The sequence below is a fragment of the Actinomadura alba genome, from assembly GCF_014323705.1.
Taxonomy (GTDB): domain Bacteria; phylum Actinomycetota; class Actinomycetes; order Streptosporangiales; family Streptosporangiaceae; genus Actinomadura_C; species Actinomadura_C alba.
Window position 1 is genome coordinate 25,241 of record NZ_JABVEC010000009.1, and the last position, 18,557, is coordinate 43,797.

Annotated in this window: 18 protein-coding genes; 9 read left to right on the plus strand and 9 right to left on the minus strand. The window is 68.6% G+C overall.

What is annotated here, in order from left to right; translation table 11 throughout:
- Positions 1-3: 3 nt before the first annotated feature.
- Both HKK74_RS13790 and HKK74_RS13795 read right to left on the minus strand, forming a co-directional pair.
- Positions 4-309 carry a HigA family addiction module antitoxin gene (locus HKK74_RS13790; protein ID WP_187243595.1) on the minus strand — a complete coding sequence of 102 codons (306 nt, stop codon included), beginning with the start codon at positions 307-309 and terminating at the stop codon, positions 4-6.
- Positions 310-780: 471 nt separating this feature from the next.
- Positions 781-1,641 carry an ATP-binding protein gene (locus HKK74_RS13795; RefSeq protein ID WP_187243596.1) on the minus strand — a complete coding sequence of 287 codons (861 nt, stop codon included), beginning with the start codon at positions 1,639-1,641 and terminating at the stop codon, positions 781-783.
- Between the two features lie 350 nt (positions 1,642-1,991).
- Here HKK74_RS13795 and HKK74_RS13800 point away from each other — a divergent pair, with 350 nt between their 5' ends.
- Together HKK74_RS13800 and HKK74_RS13805 are read left to right on the plus strand one after the other, a co-directional pair.
- Positions 1,992-3,284: a helix-turn-helix transcriptional regulator gene (locus tag HKK74_RS13800; protein ID WP_187243597.1), complete on the plus strand. Its 1,293-nt coding sequence runs from the start codon at positions 1,992-1,994 to the stop codon at positions 3,282-3,284.
- An 11-nt stretch (positions 3,285-3,295) separates the two neighbouring features.
- Positions 3,296-3,874, plus strand: a complete 579-nt coding sequence (locus tag HKK74_RS13805; protein WP_187243598.1) for a GNAT family N-acetyltransferase — start codon at positions 3,296-3,298, stop codon at positions 3,872-3,874.
- Positions 3,875-3,904: 30 nt separating this feature from the next.
- On the opposite strand, the gene HKK74_RS13810 is transcribed toward HKK74_RS13805, so the two are convergent.
- From HKK74_RS13810 to HKK74_RS13825, 4 genes are all read right to left on the minus strand, one after another.
- Complete coding sequence (locus HKK74_RS13810) at positions 3,905-6,799, minus strand: AAA family ATPase (protein ID WP_187243599.1); 2,895 nt, start codon at positions 6,797-6,799, stop codon at positions 3,905-3,907.
- Positions 6,800-6,892: 93 nt separating this feature from the next.
- Positions 6,893-7,189: a MoaD/ThiS family protein gene (locus HKK74_RS13815; RefSeq protein ID WP_187243600.1), complete on the minus strand. Its 297-nt coding sequence runs from the start codon at positions 7,187-7,189 to the stop codon at positions 6,893-6,895.
- Entirely contained in the window at positions 7,186-8,301 is a 1,116-nt protein-coding gene (locus tag HKK74_RS13820; RefSeq protein WP_187243601.1) for a WD40/YVTN/BNR-like repeat-containing protein, read from the minus strand. The genes HKK74_RS13815 and HKK74_RS13820 overlap by 4 nt, the downstream gene beginning before the upstream one ends.
- Positions 8,302-8,521: 220 nt before the next feature.
- Positions 8,522-9,166, minus strand: coding sequence for a PadR family transcriptional regulator (locus tag HKK74_RS13825; RefSeq protein ID WP_222722246.1), 645 nt, complete (start codon positions 9,164-9,166; stop codon positions 8,522-8,524).
- 63 nt (positions 9,167-9,229) lie between these two features.
- Between HKK74_RS13825 and HKK74_RS13830 the strand changes: the two genes are divergently transcribed.
- Positions 9,230-10,120 (plus strand): SDR family oxidoreductase, encoded by an 891-nt coding sequence (locus tag HKK74_RS13830; protein WP_222722247.1) that lies wholly within the window; start codon positions 9,230-9,232, stop codon positions 10,118-10,120.
- A 39-nt stretch (positions 10,121-10,159) separates the two neighbouring features.
- Here the strand turns inward: HKK74_RS13830 and HKK74_RS13835 are convergent, their stop codons facing one another.
- A complete protein-coding gene (locus HKK74_RS13835) occupies positions 10,160-10,585 on the minus strand; it encodes a nucleoside deaminase (protein WP_187243602.1) in 426 nt (141 codons plus the stop codon).
- Between the two features lie 2 nt (positions 10,586-10,587).
- Positions 10,588-11,493 carry a TIGR03619 family F420-dependent LLM class oxidoreductase gene (locus HKK74_RS13840; protein ID WP_187243603.1) on the minus strand — a complete coding sequence of 302 codons (906 nt, stop codon included), beginning with the start codon at positions 11,491-11,493 and terminating at the stop codon, positions 10,588-10,590.
- A gap of 93 nt (positions 11,494-11,586) precedes the next feature.
- Between HKK74_RS13840 and HKK74_RS13845 the strand changes: the two genes are divergently transcribed.
- From HKK74_RS13845 to HKK74_RS13860, 4 genes are all read left to right on the plus strand, one after another.
- Complete coding sequence (locus HKK74_RS13845; protein WP_187243604.1) at positions 11,587-12,048, plus strand: Lrp/AsnC family transcriptional regulator; 462 nt, start codon at positions 11,587-11,589, stop codon at positions 12,046-12,048.
- Positions 12,049-12,457: 409 nt separating this feature from the next.
- Entirely contained in the window at positions 12,458-13,033 is a 576-nt protein-coding gene (locus HKK74_RS13850) for an RNA polymerase sigma factor (RefSeq protein ID WP_246491563.1), read from the plus strand.
- Position 13,034: 1 nt separating this feature from the next.
- Positions 13,035-13,793, plus strand: a complete 759-nt coding sequence (locus HKK74_RS13855) for a hypothetical protein (RefSeq protein ID WP_187243606.1) — start codon at positions 13,035-13,037, stop codon at positions 13,791-13,793.
- Positions 13,794-14,051: 258 nt separating this feature from the next.
- On the plus strand, positions 14,052-15,233 hold the full coding sequence (locus HKK74_RS13860; protein WP_187243607.1) for an NAD(P)/FAD-dependent oxidoreductase: 1,182 nt from the start codon (positions 14,052-14,054) through the stop codon (positions 15,231-15,233).
- A gap of 35 nt (positions 15,234-15,268) precedes the next feature.
- Here HKK74_RS13860 and HKK74_RS13865 read toward each other — a convergent pair whose 3' ends face one another.
- Positions 15,269-15,751, minus strand: coding sequence for a MarR family winged helix-turn-helix transcriptional regulator (locus HKK74_RS13865; RefSeq protein WP_222722248.1), 483 nt, complete (start codon positions 15,749-15,751; stop codon positions 15,269-15,271).
- Between the two features lie 35 nt (positions 15,752-15,786).
- Here HKK74_RS13865 and HKK74_RS13870 point away from each other — a divergent pair, with 35 nt between their 5' ends.
- A complete protein-coding gene (locus HKK74_RS13870) occupies positions 15,787-16,701 on the plus strand; it encodes an LLM class flavin-dependent oxidoreductase (protein ID WP_222722249.1) in 915 nt (304 codons plus the stop codon).
- A gap of 172 nt (positions 16,702-16,873) precedes the next feature.
- A complete protein-coding gene (locus HKK74_RS13875; protein ID WP_187243608.1) occupies positions 16,874-18,550 on the plus strand; it encodes a dynamin family protein in 1,677 nt (558 codons plus the stop codon).
- The last annotated feature ends 7 nt before the right edge of the window (positions 18,551-18,557 follow it).

The window sequence follows — 18,557 nt, forward strand, 5'->3', positions numbered from 1 at the left end:
CACTCAACGAGTTCTGCGAGGTCCTCGCTTGGCCGGAAGTCGCACCTGCGCAGTTTGGTAGTCGGCCTCAAGGCGGTTCCAGAGTCGGGCCGGCATACCGGTCACCAGCTCAAGGCGAGCGGCTACTTCCGGCGACAGCGGGACCAAACCCTGGATGAGCTGGTTGACGTGCTTGAGGCTGAGAGCGAGGCGAGCAGCCAGTTGCCGCTGGGTCATGCCCAGCTCATCGAGGAATTCGCGGATGGTCTCACCCGGCGGGACGGCATAGTCCGGCTCGTAATCCCGGTAGAGCTTCGGGGTCGTCGCCATCGCCCTCACTTCCTTCTCAATTCGCTCCTCAACCATCGTGGTAGTCAGCGATCTCAACGACCAATGCGGCCACGCCATCAGGGATGCTGTGATCCCTCCGCTCGCCTGCCGTCATCGGGCGGAAGATCAGCCGCATCCCCAGTGCAGGCGGAAGGCGTAGCAATATTAACCAGATAGGTAAACGCTGCCCTCTCCCGCGGGGAAGAACTGTGTCACAATCTGACCTTGATCGTTTGTCCTCCAGCAGGAAGCCGACGTTTCCGCGGAAACGCTCGATCCGCTGCACGAGGCGCCGCCACCTGGTCGACGGCGCGGCGGCGGGTGCCACAGTTCGGGGGCTTGCTGTGGTGTCCGCGCCGCCGCACCGTCTCGGAGGGTCGTACGGCCCGCTCCGGCGAGGTACCGGCCGTACGACCTCGCCCGGGCCTTCCCCTGCCCGGGAGTACGGGAAGAACCAGATGACGCCCACGACTACCGACCCTGACCGGCAGAGGATGGAGTCGGATCAGAACGGCGAGGTGAGCCGTGATGGTCTGACGGGTGTTCCGCCGTAGCCGGGCCCAGTCGGGCACGAGCCAGCAGTTCGGCCAGACCGGCCGCCGACGAGGAGCTGACCAGCCCGTCCCAGGCGGCGTTTGGGCGTTTGGGGCACGCCCACCACCGGAGTGTCGAGTTCCCGTACCAGGCCAGGAACGCGCCGAACCGCGTCCGCAGCCGCCGCTCGGCGGATGCGATCGTCTCCTGTTGGATCTGCTCGAACACCGTCGTAGGAGCGGGCTGCTCGGCCGGCCATGGCACTTCAGCCCACACCACCCGGCCACGCGTGTCGCCGATCACGCCGGTACGTACCGATAGCTCCTGGACCATCTGCAGTCCACGGCCGTGTTCATCGAATCCATCCAGCTCATCGCTGTAGGGCCTCTTGAGGATCTTGGGCTGGCCGGGGCCGCCACCGTCGGCGACCGCAACCCCTACGACCGTCCCGTCGCAGGTCACCTCAACGGCGAAGAACCTGCCCGGGCGCCCGGACGCCGAATGCCTGACCGCGTTCGCCGCCAGCTCCACCGCCACCGTGACGACATCACACCGCGCCTGGCAGTCAGGTAATAGATCCGCAAGCCAACGCCGCAGCTCACGCAACTGACCCTCAGCGCCGGGAAACACCTGCCGCCAACGAATTGCAGTATCGGAAGAAAACGCTGAAGGGAGCGGAACACTCTCTTCAGACATTTCGGTCGGTCGAGATGAAACAGCTGCATCCGCGTAAGCGCCACCAGCACTCGTGGCGAGAGCATCAAGGGACCCGATGGCTTCCTGAGGATAGCCGTTCACCGATGACCTCCGAATTCACCGTTTGAGCGTGCGCCCGACAGTCAAGCCGTCACCGAGTGGAGACACCAACCACTGCTATGGCAGTACGGGTTTGGCGATGCGGTGCCACATTGGCACTAGGGCTGATGGAGAAGCTCCGTCGGCCCGCCTACGGTGATGGGGTAACCGCGTAGGCTTTTGTCGATCTTGAATGCCCAGAGAGCGCAATGCCAACAAAGGGACGGATGTGCCCGGGTTGCCGGGCGACACTGCTCAGCCGCTACAACCCTGAGCCGCTGTGCGGGCCGTGCTCGCGAGCCACCAGCCATACCTCGGTTCAGGTTCCCGTATGGGTGTGGGATTCGAAACCGATGCGTGAGGCATTGGCACGGCTGGACCTGGGTGCTGTGGTTTCGCTGCTTCGGGCAGCGGCCGGGCTGACCCAGGCCGATATGGCAGAACTCGTTCCGGGATGGACCAAGACCAAAGTGACCCGGATCGAGACCGGGGAACGCGCGACCCTGTTCGACATCCGTGAGTTGTTCGCTTGGGCCGACGCGGTCGCCATGCCACGCGAGGCTTTGCTGCCGCTCATCCTCGGCCGGGCCGATGCGGCCTTGGATGTCGGGAACTCCCGCGCGTTGGAAGATGGGTCAATGGATCGCCGTACGTTCAATACCGCTGCGGTCGGCGTCGCGGCGGGGCTCATGCTGCCCGCGGAGCCCACTGCGGCGTCGCAGGTGCCGGCGCGGGTCGACAGCGCGCACATCCGCTACCTGAAGTCGTGTCTGGACGGACTATGGACCATGGACTGGTCGGCGGGCGGCGTTTCCTTGCTGCGCCAAGCGACCGCGTTGCTCACCCGTGCCAAGGCCATGCTCGAGGAAAGCGACTACACCCAACTCGTAGGTCGGCAGTTGCAGGCGCTCACGGGAGGACTGGGCGTGTGCGGTGGCTTCATCGCGTTCGATGCAGGTGAACAGCCACTCGCGCGACGTTTGCTGGGCGAGTCGGTGTTGCTGGCCAGTGGAACCGGCGATGCGGTGCTCAACGCCCACGCCTACCTGACGATGGCGTTGCAATCGACGGCGCTCGCCCGAGTCAGCGGGCAGAAGGGCCTGGCCCGTGAGGCACTACGGTTCCTGGATCTGGCCGACGAACACGCCCGTCACGAGCCCTCCCCCCGGTTGCACGCGTTGATCGCCACTCGTCGAGCGGTGGCTGCTGCCTTGCTCGGTGACGAGCTAGCCTCTCGGCACGCCATCACGCGAGCGCGACGTGAGTTGGATCGTGGTCTGCACGAAGCAGACCCACACTGGTTGGGATTCGTCACCGGAGCGGAGATCACGGGGCACGAAGCATGTGCCCAGATCGACCTTGGCCGTCCCGCCGCAGGCATTGTCCTGTACCAGCAGGTACTTGACGACCGGGAGCTGCCCGCGCGGAACAGGGCGTTCTACGCGGCCCGCTTGTCTACATCGCTGCTGGCCGAGGGTGATGTCCCCGGAGCCGTCGCACAAGCTCGTACGGTGCTGCCGGTGTTGGAAGGACCGGTGAAATCCGTGCGAACCCTCAATGAGCTACGTCGCGTACGAGATGCCAGCGCCGACGACGATTTTTCAGGTCGCTTCGACACCATCGCTGCATCGATGGCAACGGAGTAACGTCCAGATACATGAGCGAGATCACCCCGGTGACGTTCCGGCATTACGACGCGGCAGGCGCCCGAAGCATCCGCGAGGTGGTGATGGCAATCCAGAAGGACGCCTACGCCGACGCGATAGCCAGCGGTGATCCCTTCGACTCCACCGACGCCTTTATGACCCGTTTCGAGGCCTACACCCAGCCGACGAACCCCGGGTTCGAACTCGTGGTCGCCTACACCAGTGAAGACGAGCCGATCGGGCAGACCTGGGGATGGCCGCTTGGCCCTGAGGCGAGATGGTGGACCGGGCTTCAAATGGAGCCGGAACCCGAATTCACCAGGGAAGACGGCACCAGGACATTCGCCCTTTCAGAGATCATGGTCTGTAAGGCCCGGACCGGCCACGGCATCGCTCACGCCCTGCACGACGAGCTTCTCAAAGGACGCCGTGAAAAGCGCGCAACACTGCTCGCTGAGCCCGGCAACGTCACCGCCTACCGCGCCTACACCGCTTGGGGCTGGAAACACGTCGCCCAGCTCCGGCCTGGCTGGCCGAACGCACCCCTATTCGACGTCCTGATCTTCCCCCTTCCGTTGGCTGCCAGATAGCGGCAAGAGGGACCAGTCGGCCGACGGTCTTCAGAGGTAGAAGCCGAAGTCGCCCCCGGAGGACGGTCTGCCGGGCGGCAGGTCCTCGGCGCGCAGTGTGGTGAGCTCGGCCCGGGTGGGCGGCGCACCGGTGGTGACCCGCTGCGCTTGGCGGGCGACGGCGGCGTCGAGCAGGTTGCGCATGAGCCGCCCGTTGCCGAACGAAGGGCCGCGTTCGGCGCCGCGCAGCAGTCCGAGAAGTGCCTCCCTGACTCCGGGTGCGAGGTCGAAGCCGTCGGTGGCGGCGAGCTGTTCGAACACCGCGATCAGCTCGTCGTCGGTGTAACCCGGGAAATGCAGTTGCTTGGCGAAGCGGGAGTCGAGGCCCGGGTTGGCGGTCAGGAAGTCGGCCATCTCCTGCTCGTACCCGGCGACGATCACGATCAGGTCCTCACGGTGGTCCTCCATGAGCTTGACCAGCTCGGCGATGGCCTCGTGACCATAGTCGTTCTTCAATGACGACTGGGTGAGCGTGTAGGCCTCGTCGATGAACAGCACCCCGCCGAGCGCGCGTTCCACCAGCCGGCGGGTTCGCGGTGCGGTCTGTCCGATGTACTCACCGACCAGGTAGGCGCGGGACGCCTCGACCAGGTGGCCCGAGGAGAGCACGCCGAGTTTCTTGTAGATGCGGGCCAGCAGGCGGGCGACCATCGTCTTGCCCGTGCCCGGGTCCCCGGTGAAGACCATGTGCCGGGTCGGGGCCGAGACGTGCAGACCCACCTCGCCGCGCAACTGCCCGGCGCGCGTGACGGCGATGAGCAGATCGATCTCTTCCTTGATCGTGTCGAGGCCGGTGAGACCGTTCAGCTCGGCCAGCGGGTCGTCCACGGCACCAGAGGTGTCCAGGGAGCGGGGGACGTCGGCTCGCTTGACGACGAGTTCGGCTCCTGGTTCCGTACGGCCGCGAACCGCCTCGACCACGAGGTCGGCCAGGTGAGGCGCGAGGCGGGCGTTGCGCAGGCTCTGCACCGGCGTCGTCTCGGCGAGCAGCTCGCCGGCCGCGGTGAGGGCGCGCTTGTGCGCGCGGGCGCCGCGCCGCGCCAGCTCCTGGCGGAACAGTTCGGCGTGCTCCCCGGCCGGGAACGGCCGGGTACGGGCGACGCGGAACCTGTCCAGCAGGGCCGGGTCGACGTCGCGGATCCGTTCTTCACCGGTGGCGCCGCAGAGTGCCACCAAGTGCAGGTTGTCGTACACCGTCAGGAGCCGGTACAGCTCGGCGGCGAGGGCCCCGCCGTTGCCCGGGTCGGCGATGACGTCGTCCAGGCCATCGATGATCAGTAGCCGGTCGCCCGCGCAGTCACGGATGTCGATGTGCAGCTTGGCCGCGGAGTCGGCGAGGGTCTTGCCGGCGAACAGGTTGTGCGTCACCCAGTGCGGGGGCAGCGGCAGCTTCATCGCCTTGGCCAGCTCCTGCACGGCGGTGCGCCTGCCGGTGCCCTGCGGCCCCGCCAGCAGCAGCCGTACGGGCGCGGTGCCGTCAGTGATCTCCTGCAGAGCGGCGACCACCTCGGGCTGACCCACCAGAGCGGTGGCGAGGCCGGAATCGGCGGAGGCCTTCGTCTGGCGGCCGGCAGAGGTCCTCCGCCGGCCGGTCGCGCCCGGGCCATCGGTCTTCTCGCCGCCCGCCTTGCGGCCGGTCGCCTTCTGTCCCTTCACGTTCCGGCCGGTGCCGGTCGAACCGGTCACATTCGAGCCGGCCCGGCCGGACCCGGCCGCGCTCCGGCGGCCCGTGCTCCGGAGGGCTGTGCTCTCGGCGCCCGTGGCCTGGGGGCCGGTGGTCTCGGTCTCCGCGTTCTGGGGGTCCGTGCTCTGGCCGTTGGCCGTCGCCAGCCTCGTGGTGAGCGGGTTGACGATGCGACGCCGGGAGGCGTACAGGCGCCGCAGGTCGATCTGAAACTGGCCGATGGGCACCCAGTCGGTCTTGCTCCGCGCCGGTTCACCCGGCAGGCCCTGTACGCAGGCGCTGAACCGGGTCGCCATGTCCAGCCATGCCCGGCAGGCGTCGGCCGCGCCCTCGACCAGGGCCGAGGTCAGCCAGATCCGGGTCTCCTCCTGCCAGGTGCGGGCCTTGAACCCCCACCGTTCCACCGCGATGCGTTCGCAGACGTCGTCGTAGAGGTCCTCGCCGAGCACGGGGCGCAGCTGAACGGGCACGCGCTCGAGCCCGGCCTGCAGCAGCAGCCCGCTCAGGTGCAATGCAACGGACTCGTCGGGCGAGGTCGCCTCGGCGAGCCGGTCACGCGCCACCAGAAGCCCCGAGCACACCCAGTCGAGATAGCCGATCGGCCCGGTGAGCTCGGGCAGGTCCGCCAGGATCTCCTCGCCGGCATGTGCGGCCCAGTGCTCGCGGAGCTCGCTCTTGGACAGGTTGATGTCACAGTCCGGTGGGTCGTCGTACAGCCGGAGCAGCGCCTGACGCCGCCGCTCGAGCGGCTCGATGCCCTCGAGGGTGCCCAGGCACTCACGCGCCAGCCCGAACGCCAGCTCACGATCCGGTACCTCGATCAGCCAGTCCATCGGCGGCCGCCAGAGGTTGGTCGAGGTGCTCCACCAGGTGTTCAGCGACGTGAGCGTGGCGGGCTTGCTCAGGTATCGGCCGAGCAGGCGGTCGAACAGCTGGGCCCGCGAACCTCCGTAGACGGCGCCCACACCGGGCAGGAAGCCGACCATGACGTAGGTCTCGGCGGCGATCAGGGGCGCCGGGAGCGTCATGAGCTTGTGCTCGTTGGTCGTCAGATCCACACAGCGCGGGTCGGTCACGAGCGCGTCGATCCGTCCGGCGATCTCGTCGAAGAGACCGTCGGGCACCCGCCACGGGCCGGCCGAGTAGACGTCGAGGATCGGCTCTTCGGTGAGAAGTAGCTCCAAGTGCTCCGGCAGCCGCATACCAATCCCCCATCAGCCCCGCTAAACCGGACAGCAGCCTAAGGGAATCGGAACGAGATCACCGCCTGATCAGTTGTCCTGACCACTTGGTCGCTAACCACCGGCCATGGCTCCGACGATCATGAAGGGCTCGGTGCCCGCCGCCACCGCTTCGGGCAGCGGGGTGTCGGGTTCCTCGTGCGAAAGATCCCGTTCGCACGCGAAGAACCGCACGAAGGCCCGGCGCCGCCCGGTGCCATGGTCGCGGATCGTCCCGCGCAGCATCGGGTAACGCGACTCGAGCGCGTCGAGCACCAGGCGCTGTGTCGCCGCACCCTCGACCGGCAGGCGCACCTCTCCGTCGACCCGCGCGAGCGTCCGCAGATGCGCGGGGAGTACGACCCGGATCACGACAACGTCTGGACTTCGACCGACAGCACGGCCGGCAGGTCACGCACGATGGGCTCCCAGCCGTCCCCGGCGTCGGCCGACACGTACACCTGCCCGCCGGTCGTGCCGAAGTAGATGCCGCACGGGTCGAGGGAGTCGACGGCCATGGCGTCACGCAGCACGTTGACGTAGCAGTCGCGCTGCGGCAGGCCCTTGGTGAGCGGCTCCCACTCGTTGCCGCCGGTGCGGCTGCGGTAGACGCGCAGGCTTCCGTCGAGCGGGTAGTGCTCGCTGTCGCTCTTGATCGGAACGACGTAGACGGTGTCGGGCTCGTGCGCGTGAACGGAGATCGGGAACCCGAAGTCGGTCGGCAGGTCACCGCTGATCTCGTGCCATGACTCGCCGCCGTCCTCGCTGCGCATCACGTCCCAGTGCTTCTGCATGAAGAGCACGTCCGGCCGTGACGGGTGCGACTCGATGTGGTGCACGCAATGGCCGATCTCGGCGTCGTCGTCGGGGATGCCCTCGGATCGCAGGCCACGGTTGATCGGCCGCCAGGTCTCGCCGTCGTCGTCGGAGCGGAACGCGCCCGCGGCCGAGACGGCCACCACGATCCGCCCGGGCCGGCTCTGATCCAGCAGGACGGTGTGCAGGCACAGCCCGCCACCGCCCGGCTGCCACGATGATCCGGTGTCGTGGCCGCGCAGGCCGGGCAGCTCCCGCCACTCCTTGCCGCCGTCGGTCGAGCGGAACAACGCGCCGTCCTCGACCCCGGCGTAGACCGTGTCGGGATCGTCGAGCGACGGTTCGAGGTGCCAGACCCTCGTGAACTCCCACGGCTGCGGCGTGCCGTCGAAGCCCTGGTGAGCGCCGGCGCCACCCTCGTACCGGAACTCGTTGCCCACCGGCGCCCAGGTGGCGCCGCCGTCGTCGGACCGCTGGATGACCTGCCCGAACCAGCCGCCCGACTGCGACGCGTAGATCCGATCCGGGTTCACCGGAGAACCCTTGACGTGGTACATCTCCCAGCCCCCGAAATGCGGGCCGCTGACGTCCCACCGGTCTCGCCGGCCATCCGACGTCAGGATGAACGCGCCCTTGCGCGTGCCGACCAGCACCCGTATCCCGGTCATCCGAACCCCTTTCCCGCAGTTCATCGCCGCATTGCGTCGTCGCAGTGCAGCGTCGTACGGCTGTCGTATCCGGCGCGGCCGGCCCGCCGAGACGAGGGGTCCACCGGCTTCGATTGCGAACCGTACCTCCCGCCGCCGACGAAAACCGCTCGTTCGGGCAGAGGATCTTCAGGCCGGGTACGGGCTCGGCGGATGCCGTGACCCACCAGGTAGATGCCGGTCAGCCCGATGAATCGGTGGGACGATCGCCCGGGGTGGCCGGTGAATCCGGTGTGGGCGGGGAGACCGTGCGCGCCCATTCGGCCCAGTCGGAGAGGGCCTGAAAGAGACGGATCCCGGCTTCGGCGGCGACGCGCAAGGACTGCGTCTGCGGGCCGGTGCCGTAGTCGCCGCGGTCCTTGGCCATCGCGAACCGGCGGTACACCTCGGCGGTCTCGGTGAAGAACCGGTGCTCGCGTTCGAGGTGCGCGGACAGCTCGTCGGGGGACATCAGCCAGAAGAAGACGGATCGCAGGAGCGATTCGATCCGCAGCGTGTGATCGACCGGTTCCTCGGCGAGCCAGCGGCGCACCTCGGCCGTCCCGGCGTCGGTGATGCGGTAGGCCTTCCGGCCACGGGGGCCATGGCTGTCCACCTCGATGAGCCCGGCATCGGTCAGCCGGGCCAGCTCCGCGTAGATCTTGGGGTGCTGGGCCGGCCACACCGGGCCGAGCGTCTCCTGGAAACGGCGGGTGAGGTCGTACCCGCTGGCCGGTCCCTCTGCGAGAAGACCCAGCAAGCCATGCCGCAGCGACACCGGCGGCACCTCCTTCGATTCGGTCAGTGACCCCTCGGCCAGTGACTCCTCGGTCAGTGACATCGCCATCTTGACATGTCCCTTCGGTCAGGTGGATGCTCGACGTGTCCAAAGGTACATGTCACTTAGTACATGTCCATCCACACATGTGAGGTCACCATGCCCGAGCACGGCGAATCGCGTGCGGTCCTCGTCACCGGGGCCGCCGGTGGAATCGGAACCGCGACCATCGACACCCTGGCCAAGCGCGGTTACCGCGTGTACGCCGGAGTGCGAGCGGAGAGCCCGCACCTGGAGGCGATGCCCGGCGTCCAGACGCTTCCGCTGGACGTCACCAGCCCCGAGGACATCGCCGCCGCGGCGGCGGAAGTGACCACGAGACAGCACGGGCACGGGCTGCACGCCGTGATCAACAACGCCGGAGTGATCGTCCATGGCCCGCTGGAACTGGTGCCGCCGGCCGAGTTGCACCGGCAGTTCGACGTCAACGTTCACGGCCCCGCGGAGGTCACCCGGGCGTTCCTCCCGATGCTCCGTCAGGGCCGGGGCCGGGTGATCAACGTCAGCGCTCCCACCGCCCGCGTCGCGGTTCCGTACAACGGCCCGATCGGGGCGAGTAAGGCGGCGCTGGAATCGCTGTCCGACGCCGCCCGCGTGGAGCTCGCGCCATGGGGAATACCCGTCGTGATCGTCATTCCGGGGTCCGTCGACACCGCCATCTTCACCAAGGCCGACGCCGCCGCGCGGAAGGCGCTGGTCGACGCCGACCCGGACCGTGTCGCGCTCTACCAGAGCCGGCTCGAGGCCGTCGCCGCCGCCATGGCGAACCTGAAGAGCTCACCGCCGCAGACGGTGGCCGACACCATCGTGCGTGCGGTCGAGGCCGCCAGGCCCAAGGCGCGATACGTGGCCAACTCCGACGCCCGCCTGATGATGCTGGTGTCCCGCCTGCCGAGGCGGCTCCGCGACCGCATGCTCACCCGCACCCTGGGCCTGCACAAGGTCGCCTCCGACGCACTCTGACCGGTTCACGCCGACGCATGCCACCGGTGTCAGTGGCCGTCAGTGGTAGTAGCCGGCTACGGGTGCGCGCGCCTCGTCGAACAGCGCCGGGCCCTTCATGGGCACGTCCGTCGGCGCGGCGGGCGGCTTGAGGGTCGTGAGCTGCTCGGTGGAGAGCGCGAACATGACGCGGCCGAGGCCGGATCGTTCGATCGCGCCCGTGCACATGCCGCAGGGCTCGCAACTGGTGTACATGGTCGTGGCGGCCGCGGCGGCGGGGTCGAGCTCGCGGGCCGCCCATCTGGCCAGCTTCAGCTCCGGGTGGGCGGTGATGTCCGCGTCGGTGACCGACGTGTTGCGCTCTTCGACCAGGACGTTGCCGTCCGGGTCGGCCAGCAGCGATCCGAACGGCGGGTTCCCGTTCGCCCGTGCCGAGGCGGCGAGCTCGATGGCCCTGCGGAGAAGGCGCTCGTCGTCGGGGGTCATTGTCACTCCGTTCGGTCGTGCGAAGTCCGGTCGTGCGAAGTCGGGTCGTACGAAGGGTCGTGCGACGTGCTCTGGCGCCACGCGGCGGACACGGTCGCGAGCGCCTTCCACGCCACCTCGGGGTGGCAGGTCTCGCGCGGGTCGCCGTTGAAGGGGTCGAGCACGACGGTCTCGGCACCGAGGAGGCGCAGGTGTTCGAGGTCGTCGACGATCTGGTCGATCGTGCCCTCACCGGCGAGGCGGTCCGAGCCGGTGACCGGTGACTCGGTGAGGCGAAGGGCGATGCGCGGAGCCAGTGCCGGCGCCGGGCGTCGATGCTCCTCCGTGATCCTCTTCATCCGCTCCAGCGCGTCGCGCAGCCACGGCGTGGTGATCCGCAGCGGATGCCACGCGTCGCCGAGGCGCACCGCCCGGCTCAGACCGGCGTCGCTGTTGCCGCCGACCCAGATCGGTATCCGCCCGGCGCGGTGGTCGGTGTCGTCCTCCCAGGCGGCGCGAACCGCCCGCAGGCGGTCATCGGTCAGCTTCCCGCGCCGCTGGAACGGGACGCCGAGTGCCTCGAACTCCTGCCGCGCCCAGCCGACGCCCACTCCGAGGACCAGCCGCCCCCCGCTGAGGTCGTTCAGGTTGGCGGCCATGCGCGCGATGAGCAGCGGATGACGGTACGGCACGATGAGAACCGTGGTTCCGAGCCGGACCCGGTGGGTGATGCCCGCCAGCCAGGCGAGAGTCGTGAAGGGCTCGTAGAACGGCGCCGGATACTGCTCGGCGACGTCGGGCGTTACCACGATGTGGTCGGACACCATCAGCAGGTCGAAGCCGAGCCCCTCCACCGTCTGCGCCCAGCTGCGCAGCACGCCGGGGTCGGTGCCGGGTCCGAAGTTCGGGACGTTCACTCCTAGTTGCACCAGTCCAGGCTATTGCGGCGATCACCACGGCCGGAAGGGATTCCTCCCGGCATGGGGGGTGATGGGCCGTGGTTCTGCCGGTACATTTGCGAAATGACCGTGAATCTTGACGCGACCGATTGGACGATCCTGGCCGAGGTCCAGCGGGACGGCCGCATCCCGCTCACCGAACTGGGACGGCGGGTCAACCTCAGCGCCTCCGCGACGACCGAGCGGATCAAGCGGCTGGAGGCGACCGGGGTCATCACCGGTTATCGGGCCGACATCGACCTGGTGAAGGTCGGTTTCGCCGTGCTCGCCGTCGTACGCCTCAAGTACCCGGGCAACCGGCACCAGCCGCTGCACCGGTTGCTGGAGGAGCGCCACGAGATCCTGGAGTGCCTGCGGACCACCGGCGACGACTGCTACACGCTGAAGGTCGGCGCGGCTTCGATGGCGCACCTCGAACAGCTCGTCAACGCGCTGGCCGAGTTCGGCAGTACCACCACCAGCGTCGTGTACAGCGCACCGCTCCCCTATCGCGGGCCGCGGGCGCCGGCGCAAGAGACCGAGTGACGCACGCCGACCCGACCGGCGGCCCGCGCGAGGTGTTCGGCGGTGCGACGAAGAGAAAATGACCACCCGGTTATCGAATTAGATTCGCGTATATCGTCGCCGTGTATCCCTAGATGTCCGGCTACATCCCGCAGAATGGACTCTACGGGTGATTAATACTGCTTAACGAGCGGTTATCCGTTTGCCAATTTTGTCGACCTCTTGACTGGAGTCATCAACGCTGGTCACAGGCGTAGCGTGCGCTCCCGCGCATCCGGCGCCCCGGCTCGCAACCCTGTCCGCTCCGCCAATGGGAAACAGCCTTTTGAGCCGCATGTCAACTTTTACGGCTTCTGACGGCAGTTATAGGCATACTGCTGGGGCTGACATCGTCTCAGCGCATTGTCGGCGTGAGGAGCCATTTGTGATCATGTCAGGCCGGCCGGTTCCGGGCGGACCCTCCGCGCGTGGCGCCGGCGAGATCCGGTCGTCATTCGACGAGTTCTACCTGTACTGGCTGCCCCGCCTCACCGGGTACCTCGAGTCCCAGACCTCGGACCACCGCTGGGTCGAGGACATCGCCCAGGAGAGCATGCTGACCATGGCGGCCAAGTGGGACTACCTCATGACGTACGACAAACCGAGTGCCTGGCTCTTCAAGACCGCGACCACCATGCTGCGCCGCTGGCAGTCCCGGGCCCGTGAACAGTGCACGTCCATCGACGACATGATCACGCGAGGAGCGCACGCCGGGCTGGTCGCGCCGCGCTTCGAAAGCCGGACGGCCGCACATCTGGACTTAATGAACGCCATTCGTACACTGCCCAGGCGACAGCGCGAGGCGCTGGCGCTGCACTGCCTGTTCGGCTTTCCGCTCGCCGACGTCGGCCGCATCATGGGAATCACCGAAGGGTCCGCGAAGACCCACGTGCATCGGGCTCGCAAGCGACTGGAAGACCTACTGCGTTCTCCGCGGCCGGCGGCCGACGGAGAGATGAGGGCCTGACATGGACCTGGACGCCGCACTCGCCGCCACGGCCGACTCGATCGCACGCATGCCCGAGGAGGTCCGCGCCGTCGGCCTGGACGAACTGCGGACAGAGCTTCAGCGACGCAAGGGGGATGACATCGCGTGGGCGAAGCACACGGCCTTCATCGACTCCCTGGAACTCGAACAAGCCGCGTACGAGCTCGGCCGTCGCCATGACGAGTCCGGCGACCTCGGCGGAGCGGCGCGCTGGTACCGCGTCGCGGCCAAGAACGACTACGCCGACGCGGCGCTGCGACTCGGGATGGTCCTCGATCTGCTCGCCGACCGGTGCGCCGGGTACGACGACCACGATGCGCCGGACACCAGGCACCAGGAACTCCACCTCGTCACCGAGGCCGCCCACGCGTACTCCGAGGCCTACGCCGCCGGTTACGCCGAGGCCGCGGACAAGGTCGACGAGATGCTCGCCGCCTTCACCCGGCGGCAGAACCGCCCGCCACGCGAGCCCGCTCCCGCCCGAACGGCCCCGAGCGGGCACGACTGCTCGTACGTCCGCGAGTTCACGCCGGAGAGCGGGGTGCTCAGCGAGAACGAGATTCAAGAGCTGAGCCGCTACAGCGCGCAGTGCCTCACGTGCATGAAGGAGTTCGTCACCCTGGTCAGGGCCGCGGCGTCCGCACTGCCGACCGGTAACGTCACCGACCCGTGCGCCACTGACGACGAGACGACGAGGTCCACCGGACGCGTGCGAGTCACCGCCTGCGACGATCGCTGACCCCGGCGCCCTTGCTCAACGGAATGCTCAGGCCGGGGTCCGAACGCCCAGCGGGGTACGACGCCTAACGCGGTACGACGAGCGCCCACGACGCACTCCTCCACATTTCGGAGTGACCACCGTAAATGATCAGGCGACGGGCGCGTCGCACGTTTCGTCCGGTTCAGCAACCCGGGTAGTGGCAGGCGTATGGTTTGAAGTTCGGAGTACGAACTAATATTGTTCGTACCACGAACCATCTATGCGGGGAGCGAAGACATGGGACGTACCGTCGCGGTCATCGGCGGAGGTTACGGAGGCGCAGCGGTCGCCAAGGCGCTGGATCAGGACACCGACGTCGTGCTCATCGAATCCAAGGACGCGTTCGTCCATTCGGCCGGATCGCTCCGCGCGCTGGTACGGCCGGACTGGGCGGGCAACATGTTCTTTCCGTACGACAGGTTGCTACAGCGCGGCAAGGTCGTTCGCGAGCGCGCCGCCTCGGTGGACCCCGGCGGCGTGACCTTGGCCTCGGGCGAGCGCGTCGACGCCGACTACCTCGTCCTCGCCTCCGGATCCGACTACCCCTTTCCGGCGAAGATGGACACCGATCTGTCCAGCGAGGCACTGGAGAGCCTCCGCGCCGCCCACGCCGAGCTGGCGAGCGCCGATCGGGTGCTGATCACCGGTGCCGGACCGGTCGGCCTGGAGCTGTCCGGTGAGATCAAGGCGGTGTGGCCGGACAAGAGCGTGACCATCGTCGACCCGGCCGGGCGACTGGTCCCCGGTTTCCTGCCGGAGATGCGCGAGGACCTGCACCGTCAGCTCGACGCCCTCAAGGTGGAACTGCGGCTGGGCACGACCCTGACCGAGGAGCCGCCGACCGAGCCCGGCCGGGCGAAGACCTTCACCATCGGCACCACCGGGGGCGAGGTGACCGCGGACATCTGGTTCCGCTGCCACGGCGTGAGCGTCAACGGCCACTATCTCGGCGACGGCCTGGTCACGACGCGAACGCCGCAGGGGCGGGTCCGGGTGACCGAGACGCTCAAGGTCGACGGACACGACCACATCTACGCGCTGGGCGACATCACCGATCTGGCCGAGGCCAAGATGGCCGGGCACGCGATGCGGCACGCCGAGGTCGTGGCGGAGAACATCATCGCCCAGGTACGGGGCGAGCGGCCCACGGCCGTCTACCGCCCATCGCCCGTGCCGTCGATCCTTCTGCCGCTCGGACCGAGCGGCGGCGTCGGCCAGGTACCGTCGCCGGACGGCCCGGCGGTCCTGCCGGCACAGGCCGTCAGTGAGTACAAGGGCGCGGACCTCTTCATCGGCCGGTTCACCGAGTTGTTCGGCCGCACCCCGACCGGAGCCCGAACCGAAGCGCCGACCGAAGCCCCGAACGGAGCCTCAACCGACGACGGGCCCGACCACCGAACCGACTCTCGTACGCCATGAGCCGCCACGACTCGCATGCCGGCCGCACCGCTCTCTCAGCGGCCGTGCGCGGCGGCGCCTCCGTCGTCCGACTCCATGAAGACCACCGGCACCTCGTTGTCGAGCACCACCCGGCCGAGCACGTCCACGAGGCTGCTGCGGTCGGCATCGCCGAGGCCCGACGTCAGCTCCTCGATCCGCCGGCAGGTCTCGGCGTAGAACTCCTCCACCAGCTCACCGCCCTCGGCGGTCAGCGCGATCCGCACCGCGCGCCCGTCCTCGGGGCTCGGCTCACGCCGCACCAGCCCACGCTGCGCGGTCCGGTCCACCAGGCCGGTGAGACTCGACTTCGCGAGCCCGAGCACGCCGCCCAACTCGCTCATGCCGTACGGCTGCGCCATCAGCACGCAGAGCAGTTGTCCCTGCTGAGAGGTCAGGCCGTGGTCCCGGGCCGACTCGGCGTAGACGGCGTCGACCAGGAATGCGGAACGCACCAATGCGGTGGCGACCCCCATGTGCTCACTCACGGCCCTCGCCATTCAGTCAGAATACGGCAGCGACCCAGAAGGAATGCATGACGATGTCAGAACACAAGGCACTGTTCGGATTCGGCGGCAGCACCGCCGTCGGGGCCGCACAAGAGATCCTGCGGCTCGCGGCTCGGGCGGACCGCGATGGGCTCGATCTGTTCACCGTCTCGGACCATCCGTACTACGGAAGCCGGTTGGACGCCTATTCCATCGTCGGGGTCGCTCTCGGCCGCACCGCGAACATCGCGGGACTCGTGAGCGTCACCAACCTGCCGAGCCGCCCAGCGCCCATGCTGGCGCGCACGATCACGTCGCTGTCCGCCCTCTCCGGCGGCCGGGTCGTGCTCGGGATGGGCGCGGGCGGGCTCTGGGACGAGATCACCAGGCTGGGCACGCCGCGACTGGACCCCGGAGCCGCCGTCCGCGCCTTCGAAGAGGCGATCGTCCTGGTCCGGGCCCTGTCCGGCGGCGGCGAGCCGGTCACCTTCGACGGCGAGTTCTACCAGGTCACGGCACTCGAACCGGCCCCGGTCCCGGCCGCACCGGTGTGGACCGGCTCGGTCGGGCCGAAGTCGCTGGCCGTCACCGGAAGAGTGGCCGACGGATGGATCCCCGGGCACGCCGCCGACTGGCTCAGCGAGCGATATCGCACGTCACGCCCCATCATCGACGACGCGGCAGCGACCGCGGGCCGCGATCCCGGCGACATCGCGACCATCTACAACCTGCCCGGCCTCATCACGCCCGCCCCGCTCGCCGCCACCCGGGACGACGACGGCCGCTGGATCGGCGGCTCGGCCGAGCAATGGGCCGACGAACTCACCGGCGCGGTGCTGGAGCACGGCGCATCCGGCTTCGTCCTCTTCGCGCCCGGCGGCGCGGCGCCCGACGACACCGCGCTCGGCCGATGGGCCCAGGAGATCGTCCCAGCGGTCCGCGAGGCCGTCGCCGGCATTTGATGATCAGAACGTCGGCTCGCGAAGCCTCGTTCCGCAGCACGCGGAACACCGGATAACGCGGAACACCCAGATTCGGAATTGATGGCGACACGTTGCCTGCGCGGGCATTATGGGACGTTGCCGGTCAGAAACGAGCGGCCGGTCAGAAACGAGCGACGCGGGGTGGCAGCGGGTGCGAGCTGGCGAGAATCATCTGCCGATCTCGGCGACGGTTCTCGCCAAGGACGCCCTTTACGAGTGCGCGGCGCTCCTGCCGGACACCGGCGACCTCAGCCGTGAGCTGAGCCGTACGCTGCGGGTCGCCGCCGAACGTCTCGATGAGCCGATGCGGCTCGCGGTGGTCGGGCAGATCAAGCGTGGTAAGTCCACACTGGTCAACGCACTGCTCGGCCAGGAGGTGGTGGCCACCGCCCGGCGTGAGCTGACGTTCAACGTCAACGAGCTGCACCATTCCGCGGTCGAGCAGGTGATGCTGCATTTCCGGGACGGGCGGTCCCCGGCGTCCATCCCGCCCGCCGACCTGGCGGACTGGACCGTGTACGACTCCGAGCGGCTGAACGAGCTGCGCACGATCCGAAAGATCGAATTCGGGCTCGACAACGAGTTGCTGCGCAGCTTCCGGCTGATCGACACGCCGGGCCTCGGCAGCGTGCACGGCGACGACTCGGCGGCCACGCTGGCCAAGCTGGGCATCGACGACCCCGCCGAGCGGCACCACCTGCAGCCGCTGCTTCACCTGCTCAGCCGGGACGTCTCGGCCGTCCACCGCGAGAGCGCGGACGAACTCGATCGAGCCGACGCCGTGCTCTACCTGTTCAGCCGGGGCCTGCACGAGCAGGACCGCAGGACGTTGTCGGCGTTCGACGAGGGGTCGGGCAGCTCACTCACGCCGCTCAAGGCGTTCGGCGTGCTGACCAAGTGCGATGACGACTGGCCGCCGGATCCGGACGGTCTGAGTGCCACCGATCCGCTCGCCCATCACCCCGTTGAAGAGGCGCGCGAGCGCGTCCGCGAATACCTCGACGAGCCGGCCATCGGCCGGATCTTCTACACGATCCTGCCGGTGGCGGCCCGGGTCGCCACCGGGGCCCAGTGGCTGGACGCCGAGCGGTTCGGCTGGCTGTCGGAGCTGTCCCGTCTCGACCCCGTACGGCTGGTGGACGAGCTCTCCGACGAGGGCGAGTTCGGCTCGGCCACCGATGGGCCGGTGCCGCCCGCCGCCCGACGCGAGCTGATCGACCGGCTCGGCGGGTGGGGCGTGCACCTGGCGTGCACCGCGCTCCGCGACGGGCTGGGGGAAGAACAGGTACGGGACCACCTCGTGGAGCAGAGCGGCGTGACCGAGTTGCGCGAACTCGCCCTGCGCCACTTCGGCAACCGCAGCATGCTGATCAAACTGAACCAGGCCGTACGCTCGGTCCGCGCCGAGCTGGCTCACTATCGCGAGCGGATCGGGCCGGACACCGGGCTGCGCGCGGCGGCCGAACAGGTGGGGCGGCGGATCGAGCGGCTCGAGCATTCCGAGCACCGGTTCGCCGAGCTGGACGCCCTGTCCGCGCACTACCGCGGTGGGCTCACCGGCTTCTCCCCCGGCGAGGTCCGGCAGTTGCTGGAAGTGACCGGGGAGCTCGGCACGCACTGCGCGGCACGGCTGGCGTTGCCGCCCGACGCCTCACTCGGCGACATGAACGCGGCCGTCCAGGAACGGATCCGTTACTGGGCGGCGCGGGCGAACGATCCGATCCTGGCCCGCCGCAGCCGGCAGGTCGCCAGGATCATCCAGCGCAGTTACGACGGGATCGCCGAGCGGGTTCGGCTCGCCCAGCGATTCCTGGAGATGGCGGACTGATGGAGCG